Origin of the sequence: Arthrobacter koreensis, assembly GCF_035792275.1 — a bacterium.
Taxonomy (GTDB): domain Bacteria; phylum Actinomycetota; class Actinomycetes; order Actinomycetales; family Micrococcaceae; genus Arthrobacter_B; species Arthrobacter_B koreensis_A.
In genome coordinates this window covers 129,807-146,958 of the sequence record NZ_JAMWKK010000005.1, presented here as the reverse complement: position 1 = coordinate 146,958, position 17,152 = coordinate 129,807, and the positions used below count along the sequence as shown (strand labels likewise).

Genomic DNA, 17,152 nt, shown 5'->3' with positions numbered 1-17,152 from the left:
CCACCGGAGACACAAAATGACGCTTGCAACATTCTGGTTCATCGTTATCGCCTTCCTGTGGGTCGGCTATCTCTTCCTCGAGGGCTTCGACCTCGGCGTGGGCATGCTCATGAAGGTGTTCGCCCGTGACGAGCGCGAACGCCGGGTCCTGCTGAACACCATCGGGCCGGTCTGGGACGGCAACGAAGTCTGGCTCGTCACCGCAGGTGCCATGACGTTCGCTGCCTTCCCGTACTGGTACGCCTCGCTGTTCTCCGCGCTCTACCTTCCGCTGACGCTGGTGCTGCTGGGACTGATCTTCCGTGCCGTGGCCATCGAATACCGCGGCAAGGGCCATACCCAGCGCTGGCGCGACCGCTGGGACTGGGCCATGGCACTGGGCTCCTTCGTCAGTGCCTTCGGCGTCGGAGCGGCGCTGGCCCTCACCTCCACCGGCCTGCCGCTGAACGAGAACGGCGACCGCGTGGGCGGCGCCTTCGCGTGGCTCACCCCCTGGGCAGTCCTGGGCGGCCTGGCGGTAGTCGGCTTCGCACTGATCCACGGCTGCGCCTTCCTGATGCTGAAGACCGACGGCGAAATCCGGCACCGCGCCCGGCGTGCCCTGGTGCGGTGGCTGCCGCTCGGCATCCTGCCGCTGGCAGCCTGGGCGGTCGGTGTCCAGTTCCTCAGCGGTGAACTCTTCTCCCTGATCCCGCTGGCGGTAGCCGTTGTGGCCGTAGTGGTGGCCTGGCTGATGGCCTACCGGGAAAAGGAGGGCCTGTCCTTTGCCTTCCTCGGAGTGTTCCTGCTGGCCGGTGCCGTCTCGATCTTCGCCGCCATGTACCCGGTGGTGCTTCCGTCCACGCTTGATGCTGCCTGGAACCTGACCGTGGAGAACGCCTCCTCGACCCCGTACACGCTCAAGGTGATCACCTGGGTCTCCGTGTTCGGCCTGCCGATCGTGGTGCTTTACCAGGGCTGGACCTACTGGGTCTTCCGCAAGCGTGTCAGCACACAGTCCATTCCCGACGTCCACAAGATTTCTGTCCAGTGAAACCCGTACTTCCCGTCAGTGCCACCAGCCGCCGGGCGCTGTACCTGCTGGGACTCGTCGCCGCGGCCAAAGCCCTGGCCCTCGTGCTGCTGGCAACCGGCGTTGCCGCCGGTATTGCCGGCCTCGCCGCGGGCAGCCCGGACTGGGGCTACGTCGCCGCGACGGGCGTCACCGGTGCAGTACTGCGCTCCCTGGCTATGTGGGCCCAGGAAACCGTGGCGCAGCGTGCGGCGGCCGGGGTCAAGGACGAACTGCGCGGCCAGCTGACCCGGCGGGCCCTGGCGGACGGCGGCAGCGTGCCGGGCATGGGTCCAGGGGCGCTCAGCGTCCTGCTGACCCGCGGGCTGGACGGCCTGGACAACTACTACGCCAAGTACCTGCCGGCACTGGTGACCTGCGCCGTGCTCCCGCTGCTAATCGGTGTCCGTATCCTCACCGCCGACTGGGTCAGCGCCGTCGTTGTTGTCCTGACCGTTCCGCTGGTGCCGGTGTTCATGATCCTGATCGGGCTGCACACCGGTGACAAGACCGCCAAGGCGATCGAGGCTCTGAACCGGCTCTCGGACAACATGCTCGAACTGGCCAAGGGCCTGCCGGTGCTGGTCGGCCTGGGCCGGGCACGGGCGCAGACCAGGGCCCTGCGCGACGTCGCGGACCGTTACCGCGTCACCACCCTTGAAACCCTGCGTGTGGCATTCATGTCCTCGCTGGCACTCGAGCTGATTGCCACAATCTCCGTGGCAGTGGTTGCGGTCTTCATCGGCGTGCGCCTGGTTCACGGTGACATGTCCCTGGAGATGGGCCTGCTGGCACTGATCCTGGCTCCGGAGTGCTACCAGCCGCTGCGGGACCTGGGCACTGCCCACCACTCCAGCGAAGACGGCCTGGAAGCACTTAAGCGCACCAACGCAGTCCTGGACGCACCCGCCGCGCGTCCGCTCGCGAAGGCGGAAGACGCGCACGACGTCGACGGCGTGAGCGTGCGCGGCCTGACCGTCCAGTACCCGGGCCGTCCCGAACCGGTGCTCAACGACTTTTCCTTCACTGTCCCCGCGGGTGCCATTGCGGCCCTCACCGGCCCCAGCGGCAGCGGCAAGACCACTGTCCTTGAAGTACTTGCCGGCCTGCGCCGGGACGGTGCAGACGTACAGGTCAGCGGCGAAGCTTCCGGCGTGGACCGGGCTAAAGTGGCATGGATTCCACAGCACCCGGTGCTGGTGGAGGAAACCGTGGCCGCGGAGATCGGCCTCTACTCCGGGCTGGCAGACCCCGGTGCCCAGCGCACCGCCGCGGAGGAGGCGCTGGCAGAGATCCGGTCCCTGCACCTCCTGGACGCACACACAGCAGACCTGAGCCCCGGCGAACAGCGCCGCGTGGCCGTTGCACGAGCCATTGCCCGCGTGCGGAACGTTCCCGGCGTCGGCGTCCTGCTCGCGGACGAACCCACCGCACACCTGGATGAGTCCAGCGCCGCCGCTGTCCGCGGCGCCCTGGCCCGGCTGAGCCCCGGCTGCACCGTGCTGCTGGTCGCCCACGACCGCCGCACGGCAGCCATCGCCGGAACCGCCATCCCGGTGGGTGAAGCCCCGGGTCCCGAACCGGACCTGGAGCCGGCGCCGGATGCAGGCCCTGCCGGAGGAGAATCCCTGCCCGAATTCAGCGGCTCTTCGGCCCCGGCCGGCTACGCACATCAGCCCCTCTGGAAGAACCTGCTGGTCCTGCGCCCCTGGAGCCCGCAGTTCCTGAAGGCCCTTGCCTACGGCACCGGTGCCACCATCTTCGCTGTGGCGCTCAGCGCGCTCTCCGGCTGGCTGATCGTGCGTGCCTCCGAGCAGCCGCCGATCCTGTACCTGCTCACCGCCATTGTGGGCGTGCGGTTCTTCGGTATCGGCCGTGCAGTGCTGCGGTACCGTGAACGCCTCCACCTGCACGACGCCGTCTTCCGTGCCACCAACTCGATCCGCATCCGGCTGTGGAACGGACTGCTGAACCGCCCCGAGGGCTGGCGGCGCCTGGCCCGCGGCGGGGGAGCGCTGGAACGCCTGGTGGGCGACGTCGACGAGCTGCGCGACATTGCACCCCGCGTGGTGTTCGCGCCGCTGACGGCCTTCGTCACCGCGGTCGCCGCCTGCGTTGCCACCGGCATCCTGATTCCGGAGGCTGTCTGGGTGCAGATCGGTCTCTGCGTGGTGGGCCTGTTCGGTGCGCCCGCCGTAGCACTTTGGGCCGACGCCGCTGCCCGCGCCCGGACGGTGACGCTGCAGTCGAAGGCGATGGCCTCCATGGCCAAGCTGCTTTCGGCCTCACGTGACCTGGAAGCCAACGCGTCCGCCACCCCCGTGCTCACCCGCCAGCGCCTGCTGGACGCCGCCGCGGCCGGTGCCGCGCGGCGCAGCGCCTGGGCGCAGGGATTGGCCAATGCGCTGACGGCGCTGGCCTGCGCCGGCTCCGCACTGTGGATCCTGGCCCTGGCTCAGGGCGTCCCCGCCACCGTGGCCGCGGTGATCGTCTTGATGCAGCTGGCCCTGCTTGAATGCTTCGCGGCGGTCAACGGCTCCATCCAGCAGTTCACTGCCTGGCGGGTGCTGGGGGACAAGGTCCTTCCGGACCTCGGATCGGATTCGGTTGACCCCGGCAGGGATACGGACTCTGCTGCTGCGGCTCCGGCGGCCGTTCTGCGCCCGGGCAGCCTCGAACTGTCGGGAATCCACTACCGGTATCCGGGCGGATCCCGAGAGGTGCTCTGCGGTGTTGACCTCAGCCTCGAACCCGGAGAGTGGCTCGCTGTCACGGGCCCGTCCGGCAGCGGAAAGTCCACCCTGCTGGGGGTGCTGCTGGGATTCCTTCAGCCCCAGTCCGGAACCTTCCGCATCAACGGACGTCCGGCCTCGGACTTCAGCCGGGAAGCCCGCGGCATGGCATGGTGCCCGCAGGAAGCCCATCTCTTCGATTCAACCCTGCGGGGGAACCTGCTGATCGCCCGGGACCGCTCCAACGCGCCCAGTGAGACGGAAATGCTGGCCGCGCTCGAGGCTGTGGGTCTGGGCGGCCTCGTCGCAGAGCTCGAGGATGGAATCGACACCCGGATCGGCAACGGCGGACACCGGCTTTCCGGCGGGCAGCGCCAGCGCCTGGCCGTGGCACGTGCCCTGCTCACCGAAGCCGGGATCGTGCTGCTGGACGAGCCCACTGCGCACCTTGACCCCGCGGCGGGCCGCCGGCTGATGTCCGACCTGGCTTCAGGCCTGGCGGGCAAGACCGTGGTTGTAGTGACCCACAATCCGGCTGACGCTGCCTGGTGCGGCCGCAGGCTTGAGCTGGGTGCGGCCGAAAGCAGCCTTGCCCTACGCTAGGAGCCATGGCCTCAACAAACACTGTGCCCCTGCCCGGACCGCAGACGCAGCTCGCGTGGCGTGCCATCACGACGGCTGACCTGGACAGCTGGCATGCCCTGATCCGCCGCATGGTGGATGTGGACAAGCCTGGGTGGGCGGAAGACCGTGCCGATCTGGAGCACGCACTGGAGCGTCCCGGCAACGACCCGGAGCAGGACTCGCTTCTCGGAGTGGACGCCGACGGCGTGCCCCGGGCCTTTGGGCTGGTCAACCTGAACCCCGGGTCGGTGCGTGCCATCGGATTCGGCGGCGTGGATCCGGCATGGCGCCGGCGGGGCATTGGCACTGCCGTGTACCGCTGGCAGGCCGCACGGGCCCGTGCCCGGGTCCAGGAGCGGGAAGGGGAAGACCCGGTACTGCGGAGCTATGCGGAAGCCAACAATCCTTCCCACCTGGCGCTGCTGGAGTCTGTGGGCGCACGCGTAGTCCGGTACTTCACGGAGATGACCCGCCCGCTGGCGGGAGAACTGCCGGAGGCACGGCTGCCGGGCGGAATGGAATTCCAGACGTTCTCGGATGACATTTCCGAGCGGCTTCGTGCTGCCCACAATGAAGCATTCCTGGACCACTGGGGCAGCGAGCCCCGGGATCCGGAGAACTGGCGGTTTACCGTTGGCCATCCGCAGTTCCGGCCGGACTGGAGCTTTGTGGTGCTGGATCAGTCCTCCGGTGACATTGCGGCCTACCAGCTGGCCAGTTATGACCCGGAGTCGCCGCAAATCTTTGGTTATTCGGAGGGATACACCGAGCTGCTGGGGGTGCTGCGGCCCTGGCGGGGCAAGGGGATTGCTCCGGCCATGCTGGCGGAAGCCATGCGGCGGTTCCGGGAGTCCGGGATGCAGAATGCGGGTCTGGGCGTGGATACCGAGAATCCGTCCGGGGCGCTGAAGATCTATGAGCAGCTGGGCTACACGCCGGTCAGCCGCCAGGTTGTCTATGACCTGGCGCTCGATGCCGAATCCAGCTAGGCCTGAACGACCCAGATTGCCTCAGCCGCCGGGAGTCCCAGTTCCACGCGGTCGCCCGACCGCTCAAGCGTCAGGGTGCCGGCGTAGGCCTGCCGTTCCAGGATGCTGACCTCGGTGTCCAGGCCCAGGCCCATGCCGCCCAGGTAGCGAAGCAGCTCGGGGCTGTTGTCTGAAACCCGGGCGATGCGCAGGCGCGTGCCCGGCTCGCTGTGGCTCAGCCGGGAGGCGTCCAGTGCCGGCAGGCTTCCGTCCGGAGCCGGGATGGGGTCCCCGTGCGGATCACGGACCGGATGGCCCAGGCGTACGGCCAGCGCTTCGACCATTTTGTCGGATACTGCGTGCTCGAGGTTCTCCGCCTCGTCATGCACTTCATCCCAGCCGTATCCGAGATACTCCACCAGGAACGTTTCAATGAGCCGGTGGCGCCGCACCATGTTTACTGCGGCCTGCTCGCCGGTCGGGGTCAGCGCCACGGATCCGTAGCGGGCATGGGTCAGGAAGCCCTGTGCCGCGAGTTTCTTCACCGCCTCGGAAACCGAGGACGCAGAGAAGCCCAGATGGGCCGAGAGCGCAGAGACGGTCACCGGAGCGTCCGTCCATTCCTGTGCCGTCCAGATGACTTTGAGGTAGTCCTCCGCAGCGCTGGTCAGTTCTTTCTTTGCCACGCGTCCAACCTTACGCCAGCCTCCGGCCAGGACGGCGGGCCCCGGCACCATATACCCCCATGGGGTACTTGACTCATACCCATAGGGGGTATACATTCCCAAGTGTTGCCAAAAATAACCGGGAGGTCGAACCGTGGACGCCAGCACAATTGATGAAGTGGATGTTCCCGAAGAGCGCGGCTACGCCAGCGACAAGGAAGCGTACCTGCGCCGGCTCAAGCGCATTGAGGGCCAGGTGCGGGGGATTGCCCGGATGGTGGACGAAGACAAGTACTGCATCGATGTCCTGACACAGGTCTCGGCCGTTACCAAGGCCCTGCATGCTGTCAGCCTCGGGCTGGTCCAGGACCACATTTCGCACTGTGTGGTTTCAGCAGCACGCGAAGCGGACGAGGCCGGCGACCCCTCAATCGTGGAAGCAAAGGTCCAGGAAGCAACAGACGCAATCGGCCGGCTCCTGCGCTGACAGGCGCGGAACCGAAAAACCGGCAGGGCCAGTGTCCTGCCAGGGAGGATCAGTTATGGAAACCAAGCTCAGCATCTCGGGCATGACCTGCGGGCACTGCGTCGCATCGGTCACCGAAGAACTCGGCGCCGTCGAAGGGGTCCAGGACGTCAGCGTGGACCTTGTGGCCGACGGCGTTTCAACGGCAGTCGTTATGTCCACCGGACCCATTGCACCCGAACTGCTCGGCGAAGCCGTAGCAGAAGCGGGCTACACAGTGGTGGGCTGAAAGGAGAATCATGGCAACCCGTGAACAGCAGCACCTGGCCGCAGAGCGTGAGGTGTCGCTGGACATTCAGGGCATGACCTGCGCTTCCTGCGTGAACCGTGTGGAACGCAAACTCGGCAGAATCGAAGGCGTCCAGGCCAGCGTCAATCTGCCGTTGAACTCCGCGTCGGTTAAGGTCCCGGCCGGGGTCACCGACGAACAGCTCGTGGCAACAGTCGAAGCTGCGGGCTACCAGGCCAAGGTGGCTGTGCCCGCCGGCCAACATGACCACGAGGACCACATGGCCCACGGCGGCACCGCTGAACAGCTGCGGCCCCGCCTGATCACCGCGGCAATCCTGACCGTTCCGGTCCTGCTGATCTCGATGGTGCCCGCGTTCGCCTTTCCGAACTGGGGCTGGGTGGTCGCAGCGCTCTCGCTGCCGGTAGTCCTGTGGTCCGCGTGGCCCTTCCACCGGGCGGCAGCAGTCAACGCGCGGCACCTCGCCTCAACCATGGACACCCTGGTGTCCATCGGAGTCAGCGCAGCCTATCTGTTCTCCCTGGGAGAGCTGATCGCAGACCCGGGACTGACAGCCGACCCGGGCATGAGCGAAGGCGCCCATCTCTACTTTGAGGTGGCAGCCGTCGTGACGACGTTCCTGCTGCTGGGCCGCTACCTTGAAGCGCGCGCCAAGACGAGTGCCGCCGATGCCCTGACCTCGCTGCTCAGCCTCGGTGCCAAGGAAGCCGTGGTGCTGCGGGACGGACGTGAGGAGCTGATCCCGGCCGCTGAGCTGGTCCCCGGCGACGTGTTCGTCGTGCGCCCGGGGGAGAAGGTAGCCACCGACGGCGTCGTGGCGGAGGGGGAGTCCGCAATCGACGCCGCCCTGATCACCGGTGAATCCCTGCCGGTGGAAGTCCGCCCCGGAGATCCCGTGACCGGGGCCACCGTGAACACCTCAGGACGTCTGCTGGTCCGCGCGACCCGGGTGGGCAGCGAAACCACCCTGGCCCAGATGGGCGCGCTGGTCAGCGCGGCCCAGTCGGGGAAGGCACCCATCGCGCGGCTGGCGGACCGGATCAGCGCCGTGTTCGTGCCGGTGGTCCTGGCGGTCGCCGTCGTGACCTTTGTGCTGTGGCTGCTGATTACCGGCGACGTGCAAAGCGCCTTTGTGGCCGCCGTTGCCGTGCTGGTGATCGCCTGCCCCTGTGCGCTGGGCCTGGCCACGCCCGTGGGCCTGCTCACCGGAACCGGCCGCGGAGCCCAGCTGGGCATCCTGATCAAGGGCCCGCAGGTCCTGGAGGACACCCGGACGGTGGACACCATCCTGCTGGACAAGACCGGTACGGTGACCACCGGCAAGCTCGCGGTTGCCCGTACGGTACTGCTGCCCGGCGCGGGGGTGCCGAATGAAGAAGCCCTGCTGCGTCTGGCCGGATCCCTTGAAAACGCCGGGGAGCACCCGATCGCCCGTGCCATCGCCGCGGCCGCCGAACAGGGACCCGGGCTGGCCGCGGTCAGCGGTTTCCTTTCCTCTCCGGGCGGCGGCGTCCGCGGCACGGTGGAGGGCCGCAGCGTGGTTGCCGGCCGTCCCGGCTGGCTCGAAGAGAACGGCGTCGTGCTGGATGAGGCTGCGGCCGGCGCGCTGCGGAAGGAGCAGGAAACCGGTGCCACCGCCGTCGTCGTGGCCATTGACGGAGCCCCGGCAGGCATCATCAGCCTGCAGGACACCATCAAGGACGGTTCACGCGAGGCAGTGGCACGGCTGGCCGCGCTGGGCCTGCGGCCGGTGCTGCTGACCGGTGACAACGCCGTGGTGGCTGAGTCCGTAGCCCGGGAAGTCGGGATCGCTCCCGGCGACGTGCTGGCTGAGGTGCGGCCGGAAGGCAAGGTTGAAGCGGTGCGCCGGTTCCAGGAGCAGGGCGCCACGGTCGCCATGGCCGGGGACGGCGTGAACGACGCCGCGGCCCTGGCCCAGGCAGACCTCGGCATCGCGATGGGGTCCGGAACGGATGCGGCCATGGCCGCAGCCGACCTCACCGTGATGGGAAGCTCGCTGGGACAGGTCGCTACCGCGATCGAGCTCTCCCGCCGCACCCTGCGGACCATCAAGGTCAACCTGTTCTGGGCGTTCTTCTACAACGCCGTGGGGATTCCGATTGCCGCCTTTGGGCTGCTGAACCCGATGATTGCCGGTGCGGCGATGGCAGCCAGCTCGGTGCTGGTGGTGGCGAACTCGCTTCGGCTGCGCAGCTTCGGGAAGTAACCTCCGCAAAATGACCGGGCCGGACCTGGAGTATCCAGGTCCGGCCCGGTGCCCTTAAGGTGCCGTGAGGCTGGGTCCGATGTGTTCCACCGGGCTGGCCAGCGGAACACCGGAACCATCCCGGCGTCCGTGTTCAGTGGGCAGTGCCCGGGCCACGCCGTTCGCCGCGGCGGCCTTTGCCGGACCGTGGCCGGCCCACGCAACCACCAGGGCGTCTTCTCCCTTCAGGAAACGGTGTGCCCGCACGCCGGCAGTGGCGCGTCCCTTGGCCGGGTACTCGGCGAAGTCGGTCACCTTAACCGATCCGCCCGGCGTTCCCGGAATGGTCTCCGTGCCCGAGGCAACGGTGACGACGACGGCGTCGGGATCCCCTGCACCGACCACGCCGAAGAAGATCACTTCGTCGCCTTCACCGAGCTTCATGCCCGCCACGCCGCCGGCAGTCCGGCCCTGCGGACGGACGGAGGAGGCAGGGAACCGAAGCAGCTGGGCGCCCCTGGTCGCAAAGACCAGTTCGTCGTCGTCATTCGCCGCCACAACGGCACCGACAACTTCGTCGCGCGGCTTGAGCGTAATCGCTTCCCAGTCGTCCCGGTTCAGCGGGTAGTCCGGGTTGACCCGCTTCACCACGCCGTTGCGGGTGCCGAGTGCCAGGACGGCGTTCAGCGGCACGAGGCCGACCAGCTTTTCGCCCTTGGCCAGGGTCATGAAGTCCTTGGCGGGAACGCCGCCGGCCAGGTTGGGCAGCCCGTTGGTCGGGGGAAGCGCCGGCATGTCCATCACCTGGACGCGGATCATGCGGCCGGAGGACGTGACGGCACCAATTTCGCCGCGGGCCGTGGTGGGAACAACGCTGCGGAAAACATCGTGCCGGGTCCGCTGCCCGCCTTCGACCAGGGGTTCCTGGTTGGAGGTCCGGGCCAGCTGGCCTGAGGCCGAAAGGATCACCCAGCAGGGATCATCCGGGATCTGCAGCGGAAGGACGGCCTTGGCGCCCTTGCCTGCCTTCACTGCCACGGCTTCGGAGGCCAGCGGAGCCACCGCTTCCGATTCCAGCAGCACGGTGCGGCGCGGCGTGGCGTACCTGGCGGCAATTTCTCCCAGTTCGTCGCACACCAGGTCGCGCAGGCGTTCCTCGGAATCCAGGATGGCCTGCAGCTCCTCGATGGCGGCGCGCAGTTCTTCCTGTTCCTTTTCGAGTTCCAGCCGCGAGTACTTCGTGAGCTGGCGCAGGCGCAGTTCCAGGATGTGGTTGGCCTGGATCTCGGTGAGGTCGTAGATGGTCATCAGACGGGTACGCGCCTCGGCGGTCTCCTCCGACGAGCGGATGATCTGGATGACCTCGTCAATGTCGACGATCGCGATCAGCAGGCCCTCGACCAGGTGCAGCCTGTCCTTCTTGCGGCCCAGGCGGTAGGCGGTGCGGCGGCGCACCACGCCCAGCCGGTGCGAGGCGTAGACCTGGAGCAGCTCCACCAGGCCCAGGGTGCGCGGCTGGCCGTCCACCAGCGAGACGTTGTTGATGCCGAAGGAATCTTCCATCGGGGTGTACCGGTAGAGCTGCGCCAGGACGGCCTTGGGATTGAACCCGTTCTTCAGCTCGATGACCAGCCGCAGCCCGTTCTGGCGGTCGGTGAGGTCAACGACGTCGGAAATGCCCTGCAGCTTCTTGGAGGTGACCGCGTCCTTGATCTTTTCGATCACCTTTTCCGGTCCCACCATGTAGGGCAGTTCGGTGACCACCAGACCGGTCCGGCGCGCGGTGAGCTGCTCCACCTCCACCTTGGCGCGGGTCTTGAAGGAGCCGCGCCCGGTGGCGTAGGCGTCCCGGATGCCGTCCAGGCCCACGATGCGGCCGCCGGAGGGCAGGTCAGGTCCCGGAACAAAACGCATCAGGTCATCGAGGGTCGCCTCGGGATGCCGGATCAGGTGCTGCGTTGCCGCGATCACCTCGCCGAGGTTGTGCGGTGCCATGTTCGTGGCCATGCCGACGGCGATGCCGGATGCGCCGTTGACCAGCAGGTTGGGGAAGGCCGCCGGAAGCACCTCGGGCTGCATCAGCTGGTTGTCGTAGTTCGGCACGAAGTCCACGACGTCTTCGTCGAGGTGGTCCGTCAGGGTCAGTGCTGCCGCTGCCAGCCGCGCTTCGGTGTAGCGCGAGGCGGCCGGACCGTCGTCGAGCGAGCCGAAGTTGCCGTGGCCGTCGATCAGCGGCAGGCGCAGTGCCCAGTCCTGGGCCATGCGCACCATGGCGTCGTAGATGGCCGAGTCGCCGTGCGGGTGCAGCTTGCCCATGACTTCGCCCACCACACGGGCGCTCTTGACGTGCCCGCGGTCCGGACGCAGTCCCATCTCCGCCATCATGTACAGGATGCGGCGCTGGACAGGCTTCAGGCCGTCGCGGGCGTCCGGCAGGGCACGCGAGTAGATCACCGAGTAGGCGTACTCGAGGAAGGACCCCTCCATCTCGGTGGTGACATCAATGTCGATGATGTTCTCAGCGATGGGTTCGCCGGGAGTGGGTGCTGAGGCGGAGCGCCGGGCCATGTAGTTCTTGCGTCCTTGAGGTTGTGGTGGCTGGTCGGTTTCGGTGCGATCTGGCGGTTCGGTGGCGGGTTCTAAAAAATGCCCACTAGTCTGAGTCTATGGCGGAGCAGGGACAATACCCCGAATATTGGGAAGCTGATGTCGTTTTGCGCGATGGGCGCACCGGCCATCTGCGGCCGGTTTCCCCGGCGGATGCCGAGGCGCTGCAGGCGTTCCACATGAGGCAGTCCCAAAGCTCCATCTACCTTCGTTTCTTCACTTACAAGGCTAAACTGAGCGGCCGCGAGCTGAAGCGCTTTACGAACGTGGACTACCGGGACCGGGTTGCGTTTGTGATCACACTCGGGCCGGAAATCGTGGGCATCGGCCGCTACGACCGGCTCGATGATCCCACTGAGGCCGAAGTTGCCTTCAACATTTCCGACGAACACCAGGGCCGCGGAATCGGCTCAATCCTGCTGGAACACCTGGCCGCCGCCGCCCGGGAAAACGGGATCCGCCGCTTCAGCGCCGAAGTGCTCCCGGAGAACCGCAAGATGCTCAGCGTCTTCGCCGACGCCGGCTACGAGGTGCGCCGGGCGTTCGACGACGGCGTGATCGCGCTGGACTTCGACATCGACCCGACGGACAAGTCCCGTGCCGTGATGGAGTCCCGGGAACACCGCGCGGAGGCGCGCAGCGTCGCGGACCTGCTGGCGCCGTCGTCCATTGCCGTCATCGGTGCCAGCCGGGAGTGGGGGAGCGTCGGCTACCAGCTGATGGAACACATCGTTGAAGGCGGCTACACCGGCAGCGTCTACGCCGTGAACCCCGAGGCCTTCGAGCTGGCCGGCATGGTCTCCTACGGCAAGATCTCCGAAATTCCCGAGCCGGTCTCCCTGGCCGTCATCGCCGTCCCGTACGACCAGGTGCAGTGCGTGGCCGAGGAATGCGCCGCCGCCGGCGTGAAGCACCTGCTGGTGGTCAGTGCAGGGTTCGACGACGGCGAAGCCGGGCTGGCGCGCCAGCGCCGCCTGGTGCGCTATGCCCGGGCCAACGGCATGCGCGTGCTGGGGCCGGCGTCCCTTGGCCTGATCAATACCCGTCCGGAAGTATCCCTCAACGCGTCCATGGCTCCGGCCCTGCCGCGCCGCGGGGGACTGGGCCTGTTCAGCCAGTCGGCAGCGATCGGCGTCCTGCTCTACGCCGCGGCACAGCGCCGCCGGCTGGGACTGTCCTCCACCATTTCCGCCGGCAACCGGGCAGATGTTTCCGGCAACGACGTGATGCAGTACTGGGAGGACGACGCCGACACCAAGGTGGTGGGCCTGTACCTGGAGTCGGTGGGCAACCCGCGTAAGTTCTCCCGCATCGCACGCCGCCTCGCCTCAGGAAAACCGGTCATCGTGGCGAAGTCCGATGTCACCGGACTGCAGCTTCCACCCGGACACTCCGTCCGCCTCACCCAGGCTCCGCAGGGCGCCCTGGACGCAATGCTGCGCCAGTCCGGCGTTATCCGGGTGGCCACCAACGAGCAGCTGATGGACGTTGCCCAGATCGCCTGCAGCCAGCCGCTTCCCCGGGGCAGGGGACTGGCCGTGCTAAGCAACTCCGCGGCACTGGGCCGGGTGCTTGCCGACGCAGCCGTTCCGCTGGAGCTGGACGCCGTGCACCTGCGGGCGGACCTGGACCTGGACCGCGGCCAGAGCGTGGCGCTGCCGGTCCTGCGCGAGGCGGTGGCAAAGGCCCTTGCGGATGAGGCCGTGCACTCAGCGGTGGTCACGCTCCTGCCGGCACCGGGGCTGGACAACGACTCCATCGCCGAGACCCTGCTGGACTGCTCGCTTGAAGCCGGCAAGCCGGTGGTGGCGGTCTTCACCGGAATCATGGACCCGGGCCAGTACACGGAAGGTGTCCTGGCTGCCCGGGAACAGGCTCCCGCGGCTCCCGAAGAGGACGCGGGTGCTGCTGTCCCGCTGCCCGTGGGCCTGCCCTGCTTCTCCAGCCCCGGCGCCGCCGTCACCGCCCTGGCCGCACTGGTGCGGTACACCGAGTGGGCCGGCCGGGAACACGGGCACTATGCAGAACCGGGCGGCGTGGACACCGAAGCCGCGCAGGCCTTCGTTGACGAACAGATGGCACGCGTTGCCAACACCGACCTCCTGCGCCTGGGGCCGGCCGAAACCGCCCGCCTGCTGGGGTTTTACGGGATCAGCGTGCTTCCCTCCCTGCCTTTCCGCACCGACGATGAGGCGGTGAAGGCCGCGGACGAGCTGGGCTGGCCCGTGGTGCTCAAGACCATGGATGAACACCTGCGCCACCGCCTGGACCTGGGCGGAGTACGGCTGAACATCTCCTCCGAGCAGTCGCTGCGCAGCAACATCTCCGAAATGCGGACCGCCCTGGAACCCTACGGGAGCTTTGAACTCGAAGTTCAGTCCATGGCGCCGTCCGGGCAGGGATGTGTGCTGCGGGCCATCGAGGACCCGCTGCTGGGTCCGGTCCTCTCCTTCGGCATCGCCGGCGATGCCGTGAATCTGCTCGATGACTGGGCCCACGGCATCCCCCCGCTGACGAGCGTGGACGTTGCGGACCTGGTAAGGACGCCGCGCACCTCGCGCCGTCTCTTCGGCTACCAGGGGCTGCCCAAGGTGGACGTCGCAGCGCTCGAGGACCTCATTGCCAGGGTGGCCCTGCTCAAGGACGAACATCCCGAGATCGCGCTGCTGGAAATTAATCCGGTGCTGGTCTCGGTGCAGGGCGTCACCGTCCTCAGTGCCGACATCCGGCTGGGCAATCCGCAGCAGCGCACCGACAGCGCCCGCCGTGCCCTCCGGGATTAGCCGGGCGCCGCAGCCGGCAGTTATGCACACTCAGCGCGCCTTTTTAGGTGCTCGGGGCGGGTCTGGGGGAAACTGGTTGCATGTCGCCGCTACTTTCCGCTGAACGCCGCAGCCTTGACGCCTCCATAGAGCGCGCAGGCTTCTACCCCACGCTGCTGGCAGACGTTGTGCATGACGCCCTGGACGGGCGTGAGCCGCTTTCCCACCTCATCCACCTTGAAACGCACTTCGACCGGACCGAAGTGCACCGCCACATCACCGTCCTGGTGCTGACCGAGGACATGCTGGTGATCACCCATGTTGACGACCAGCAGCTGGACGAAGCCGGTGAACAGATGATGGCGCAGGTGTCCACCGAATCCGTGCCCGTGGCGCAGATCCGTTCCGTGGTGCTCGGGTACATGTACTCCCAGCCGCAGAACTACAAGCCGTCGGACCAGGCCCGGGAACTGACCCTGGCCATCGCTTGGTCCGGCGGACAGCGCCTGGACATGGGGCCGGCCGGCTGTGCCGATCCCCAGTGCGAAGCCGACCACGGCTACACCGGAACCATCGCGCAGGAAGATATCGTGCTCCGCGTGTCCGCGGAGGCAGACGGCATCCAGGCCGTGCAGAACGCCAAGGCGTTCGCCCGGGCCCTGCGCAAGGTCAACACGGACACCATGAACGTCCGTGCCATGGATCCCGCCATCGACCGGCAGCGCATGCCCGGGATCGGCAGCCGTTTCAACCGCGGCCACCACCAGCGGTAAGGGGCATGGACGCAGCATCCGCCTCCGAACCACTGCCTAAGGCACCGGGATACGGCCGCAGTTCCGTCGCCGAGGTACTGACCAGCGCAGCAGCGGCACTGAAGGTCCCCGGCTTCGCCAACACCCTGGAGCTGCCCGCCGCGCAGCGCGTCTGTGTAGTGATGGTGGACGGACTAGGCCGCAGCCTCCTCAAACAGCGCGCCGGACATGCTCCTTACCTGCGTTCGCTGCTCGATGCCGGACGGACGCTCACCGCGGCTTTCCCCACGACGACGGCGGCTTCACTCGCGTCGCTCGGCACCGGCCTGCCGCCCGGGCAGCACGGCATGGTGGGCTATGACGTGCTGGATCCGGACCAGGACAAAGTGGTGAACATGCTCGGCAACTGGGATCCCGGCGTGGATCCCCGGCGCTGGCAGCCGTTCCCAACCGTTCTGGAACAGGCAGCTGAACATGTTCCTGTCACGACCGTCAGCCTGCCCAGGTTCGCCGACTCAGCCATGACCAGGGCAGCCCTGCGCGGCGGAACCCACGCCCCGGGCACCGGAATCCATGCCCGCGTCCAGGCGGCGGCGGAGTCCCTGGCTTCCGAGAAGCGCATGCTGATGTACTTCTATTTCAATGAGCTGGACAAGACCGGGCACCGGTACGGAGCGCAGTCCCCTGAATGGGGCGGCGCCCTGGAGGAACTCGACTCCGCCCTCAAGCGGTTTACGGCCAGGCTTCCCCCGCACACCCTGGTAGTCCTCACCGCGGACCACGGGATGGTGGACACCGCCCCCGCAGACCGGATCGACTTCTCAGCCGACCCGGCACTGGTAGACGGCGTGCGCCACACCGCGGGTGATCCGCGCATGGTCCAGCTCTACCTTGAACCGGACGCTCCCGCAGGAACCCTGGAGCGGCTGGCCGCTTCCTGGCAGCAGTCCATGGGGAACAAAGCCTGGATCCTCACCCGGGACCAGGCTGTCGCGGCTGGCCTGTTCGGACCCGTGCGCGAGGAGATCCTGCCGCGCATCGGAGACCTTCTGGTCGCGGCCCGGGAACCGGTCGCGTTCTTTGACACCCGGCGGGCCAGCCCGTCAGCCCTGCAAATGGTGGGCCAGCACGGCTCCCTGACCCGAGCCGAGCGTGAAGTCCCGCTCCTGACGCTGGCACGGCCGGCCAGGGGCGGGCGGAAGTAGGTCATGGCTGAACTTGTTTTCTTCTCCGGGACGATGGACTGCGGCAAGTCCACCCTGGCGCTGCAGATGGACTACAACCACAGTGCCCGTGGACGCGGGGGAATCCTCTTCAGCCGCAACGACCGTGCGGGGGAGTCGATGATTTCTTCACGGCTGGGGCTCCGCACGCCGGCCGTGGAAGTCAGTGATTCCACCGACTTCTGGAATGAAGTCACGGATCGCCGGCGGGCCGGGCGGACCGTCGATTACCTCATTTGCGACGAAGCGCAGTTCTACTCGGCGAACCAGGTGGAGCAGCTGGCGCGCGTAGTGGATGAACTGTGCGTCGACGTCTTTGCCTTTGGCATTACCTCGGATTTCCGGACCCGGCTCTTCCCCGGTTCCCAGCGGCTGATTGAGCTGGCGGACCGCATGGAAGTGCTGCAGGTGCGCGCCCTGTGCTGGTGTGGCCGCCGCGCCACCCACAATGCCCGGACCGTGGACGGGGTCATGGTCGTCGAAGGAGACCAGGTGGTGGTGGGCGACGTCGGAAAACACGCCCCGGCTGCGGGAACGCCCGGGGCTGCCGAAGCTGTCACGGAGGAACCGCTGTTCGGCGCCGATGCGGTGGCGGCAGTACCCGTGGTCGGATACGAAACGCTGTGCCGCCGCCATTACATGCGCCGGGTAACTGCCCACAAGGCCCAGACGATAGCCGAGGGCGCGACCGGGGCAGCTGCCGACCTGGATGTCTGCGCAGTGCACCCGCGCTGCCCCTGACCACCTCCGGAAAGAGGTTCCGGGCCGGAGGCCTGATGAATCCGG

The 17,152-nt window shown here is 67.5% G+C and carries 12 protein-coding genes; 10 read left to right on the top strand and 2 right to left on the bottom strand.

Features of this window, described 5'->3' with window-relative positions; all coding sequences use genetic code 11:
• The first annotated feature begins 16 nt into the window (after nucleotides 1–16).
• The 3 genes from cydB to NGB94_RS07035 are packed head-to-tail and all read left to right on the top strand — an operon-like array spanning nucleotide 17 to nucleotide 5,396.
• Complete coding sequence (gene cydB, locus NGB94_RS07045) at nucleotides 17–1,033, top strand: cytochrome d ubiquinol oxidase subunit II (RefSeq protein ID WP_325789905.1); 1,017 nt, start codon at nucleotides 17–19, stop codon at nucleotides 1,031–1,033.
• On the top strand, nucleotides 1,030–4,386 hold the full coding sequence (cydD, locus tag NGB94_RS07040) for a thiol reductant ABC exporter subunit CydD (protein ID WP_325789904.1): 3,357 nt from the start codon (nucleotides 1,030–1,032) through the stop codon (nucleotides 4,384–4,386). Before cydB ends, cydD begins: the two co-directional genes overlap by 4 nt.
• Before the next feature lie 5 nt (nucleotides 4,387–4,391).
• Nucleotides 4,392–5,396: a GNAT family N-acetyltransferase gene (locus tag NGB94_RS07035; RefSeq protein WP_325789903.1), complete on the top strand. Its 1,005-nt coding sequence runs from the start codon at nucleotides 4,392–4,394 to the stop codon at nucleotides 5,394–5,396.
• Here NGB94_RS07035 and NGB94_RS07030 read toward each other — a convergent pair.
• Nucleotides 5,393–6,061 carry a metal-dependent transcriptional regulator gene (locus NGB94_RS07030; protein ID WP_325789902.1) on the bottom strand — a complete coding sequence of 223 codons (669 nt, stop codon included), beginning with the start codon at nucleotides 6,059–6,061 and terminating at the stop codon, nucleotides 5,393–5,395. The genes NGB94_RS07035 and NGB94_RS07030 overlap by 4 nt on opposite strands.
• A gap of 133 nt (nucleotides 6,062–6,194) precedes the next feature.
• On the opposite strand from NGB94_RS07030, the gene NGB94_RS07025 reads away from it, so the two are divergent.
• Genes NGB94_RS07025 through NGB94_RS07015 form a run of 3 tightly spaced genes read left to right on the top strand, consistent with a single transcriptional unit; the run spans nucleotide 6,195 to nucleotide 9,043 of the window.
• Complete coding sequence (locus tag NGB94_RS07025; RefSeq protein WP_325789901.1) at nucleotides 6,195–6,527, top strand: metal-sensitive transcriptional regulator; 333 nt, start codon at nucleotides 6,195–6,197, stop codon at nucleotides 6,525–6,527.
• Nucleotides 6,528–6,582: 55 nt separating this feature from the next.
• The gene (locus tag NGB94_RS07020; protein ID WP_325789900.1) at nucleotides 6,583–6,795 is read left to right on the top strand and encodes a heavy-metal-associated domain-containing protein; all 213 of its coding nucleotides are present in this window, start codon (nucleotides 6,583–6,585) and stop codon (nucleotides 6,793–6,795) included.
• Nucleotides 6,796–6,805: 10 nt separating this feature from the next.
• Nucleotides 6,806–9,043 (top strand): heavy metal translocating P-type ATPase, encoded by a 2,238-nt coding sequence (locus NGB94_RS07015; RefSeq protein WP_325789899.1) that lies wholly within the window; start codon nucleotides 6,806–6,808, stop codon nucleotides 9,041–9,043.
• Nucleotides 9,044–9,097: 54 nt separating this feature from the next.
• Here the strand turns inward: NGB94_RS07015 and NGB94_RS07010 are convergent, their stop codons facing one another.
• Complete coding sequence (locus NGB94_RS07010) at nucleotides 9,098–11,590, bottom strand: DNA topoisomerase IV subunit A (RefSeq protein ID WP_325789898.1); 2,493 nt, start codon at nucleotides 11,588–11,590, stop codon at nucleotides 9,098–9,100.
• A 98-nt stretch (nucleotides 11,591–11,688) separates the two neighbouring features.
• Between NGB94_RS07010 and NGB94_RS07005 the strand changes: the two genes are divergently transcribed.
• The 4 genes from NGB94_RS07005 to NGB94_RS06990 all read left to right on the top strand — a co-directional run bounded on the left by NGB94_RS07005 (nucleotide 11,689) and on the right by NGB94_RS06990 (nucleotide 17,107).
• Nucleotides 11,689–14,412 (top strand): GNAT family N-acetyltransferase, encoded by a 2,724-nt coding sequence (locus NGB94_RS07005; RefSeq protein ID WP_325789897.1) that lies wholly within the window; start codon nucleotides 11,689–11,691, stop codon nucleotides 14,410–14,412.
• Between the two features lie 80 nt (nucleotides 14,413–14,492).
• Nucleotides 14,493–15,164 carry a DUF5998 family protein gene (locus NGB94_RS07000; protein ID WP_325789896.1) on the top strand — a complete coding sequence of 224 codons (672 nt, stop codon included), beginning with the start codon at nucleotides 14,493–14,495 and terminating at the stop codon, nucleotides 15,162–15,164.
• A 5-nt stretch (nucleotides 15,165–15,169) separates the two neighbouring features.
• Nucleotides 15,170–16,348 carry an alkaline phosphatase family protein gene (locus NGB94_RS06995; RefSeq protein WP_325789895.1) on the top strand — a complete coding sequence of 393 codons (1,179 nt, stop codon included), beginning with the start codon at nucleotides 15,170–15,172 and terminating at the stop codon, nucleotides 16,346–16,348.
• Nucleotides 16,349–16,351: 3 nt separating this feature from the next.
• Nucleotides 16,352–17,107: a thymidine kinase gene (locus NGB94_RS06990; protein WP_325789894.1), complete on the top strand. Its 756-nt coding sequence runs from the start codon at nucleotides 16,352–16,354 to the stop codon at nucleotides 17,105–17,107.
• Nucleotides 17,108–17,152: the final 45 nt, after the last annotated feature.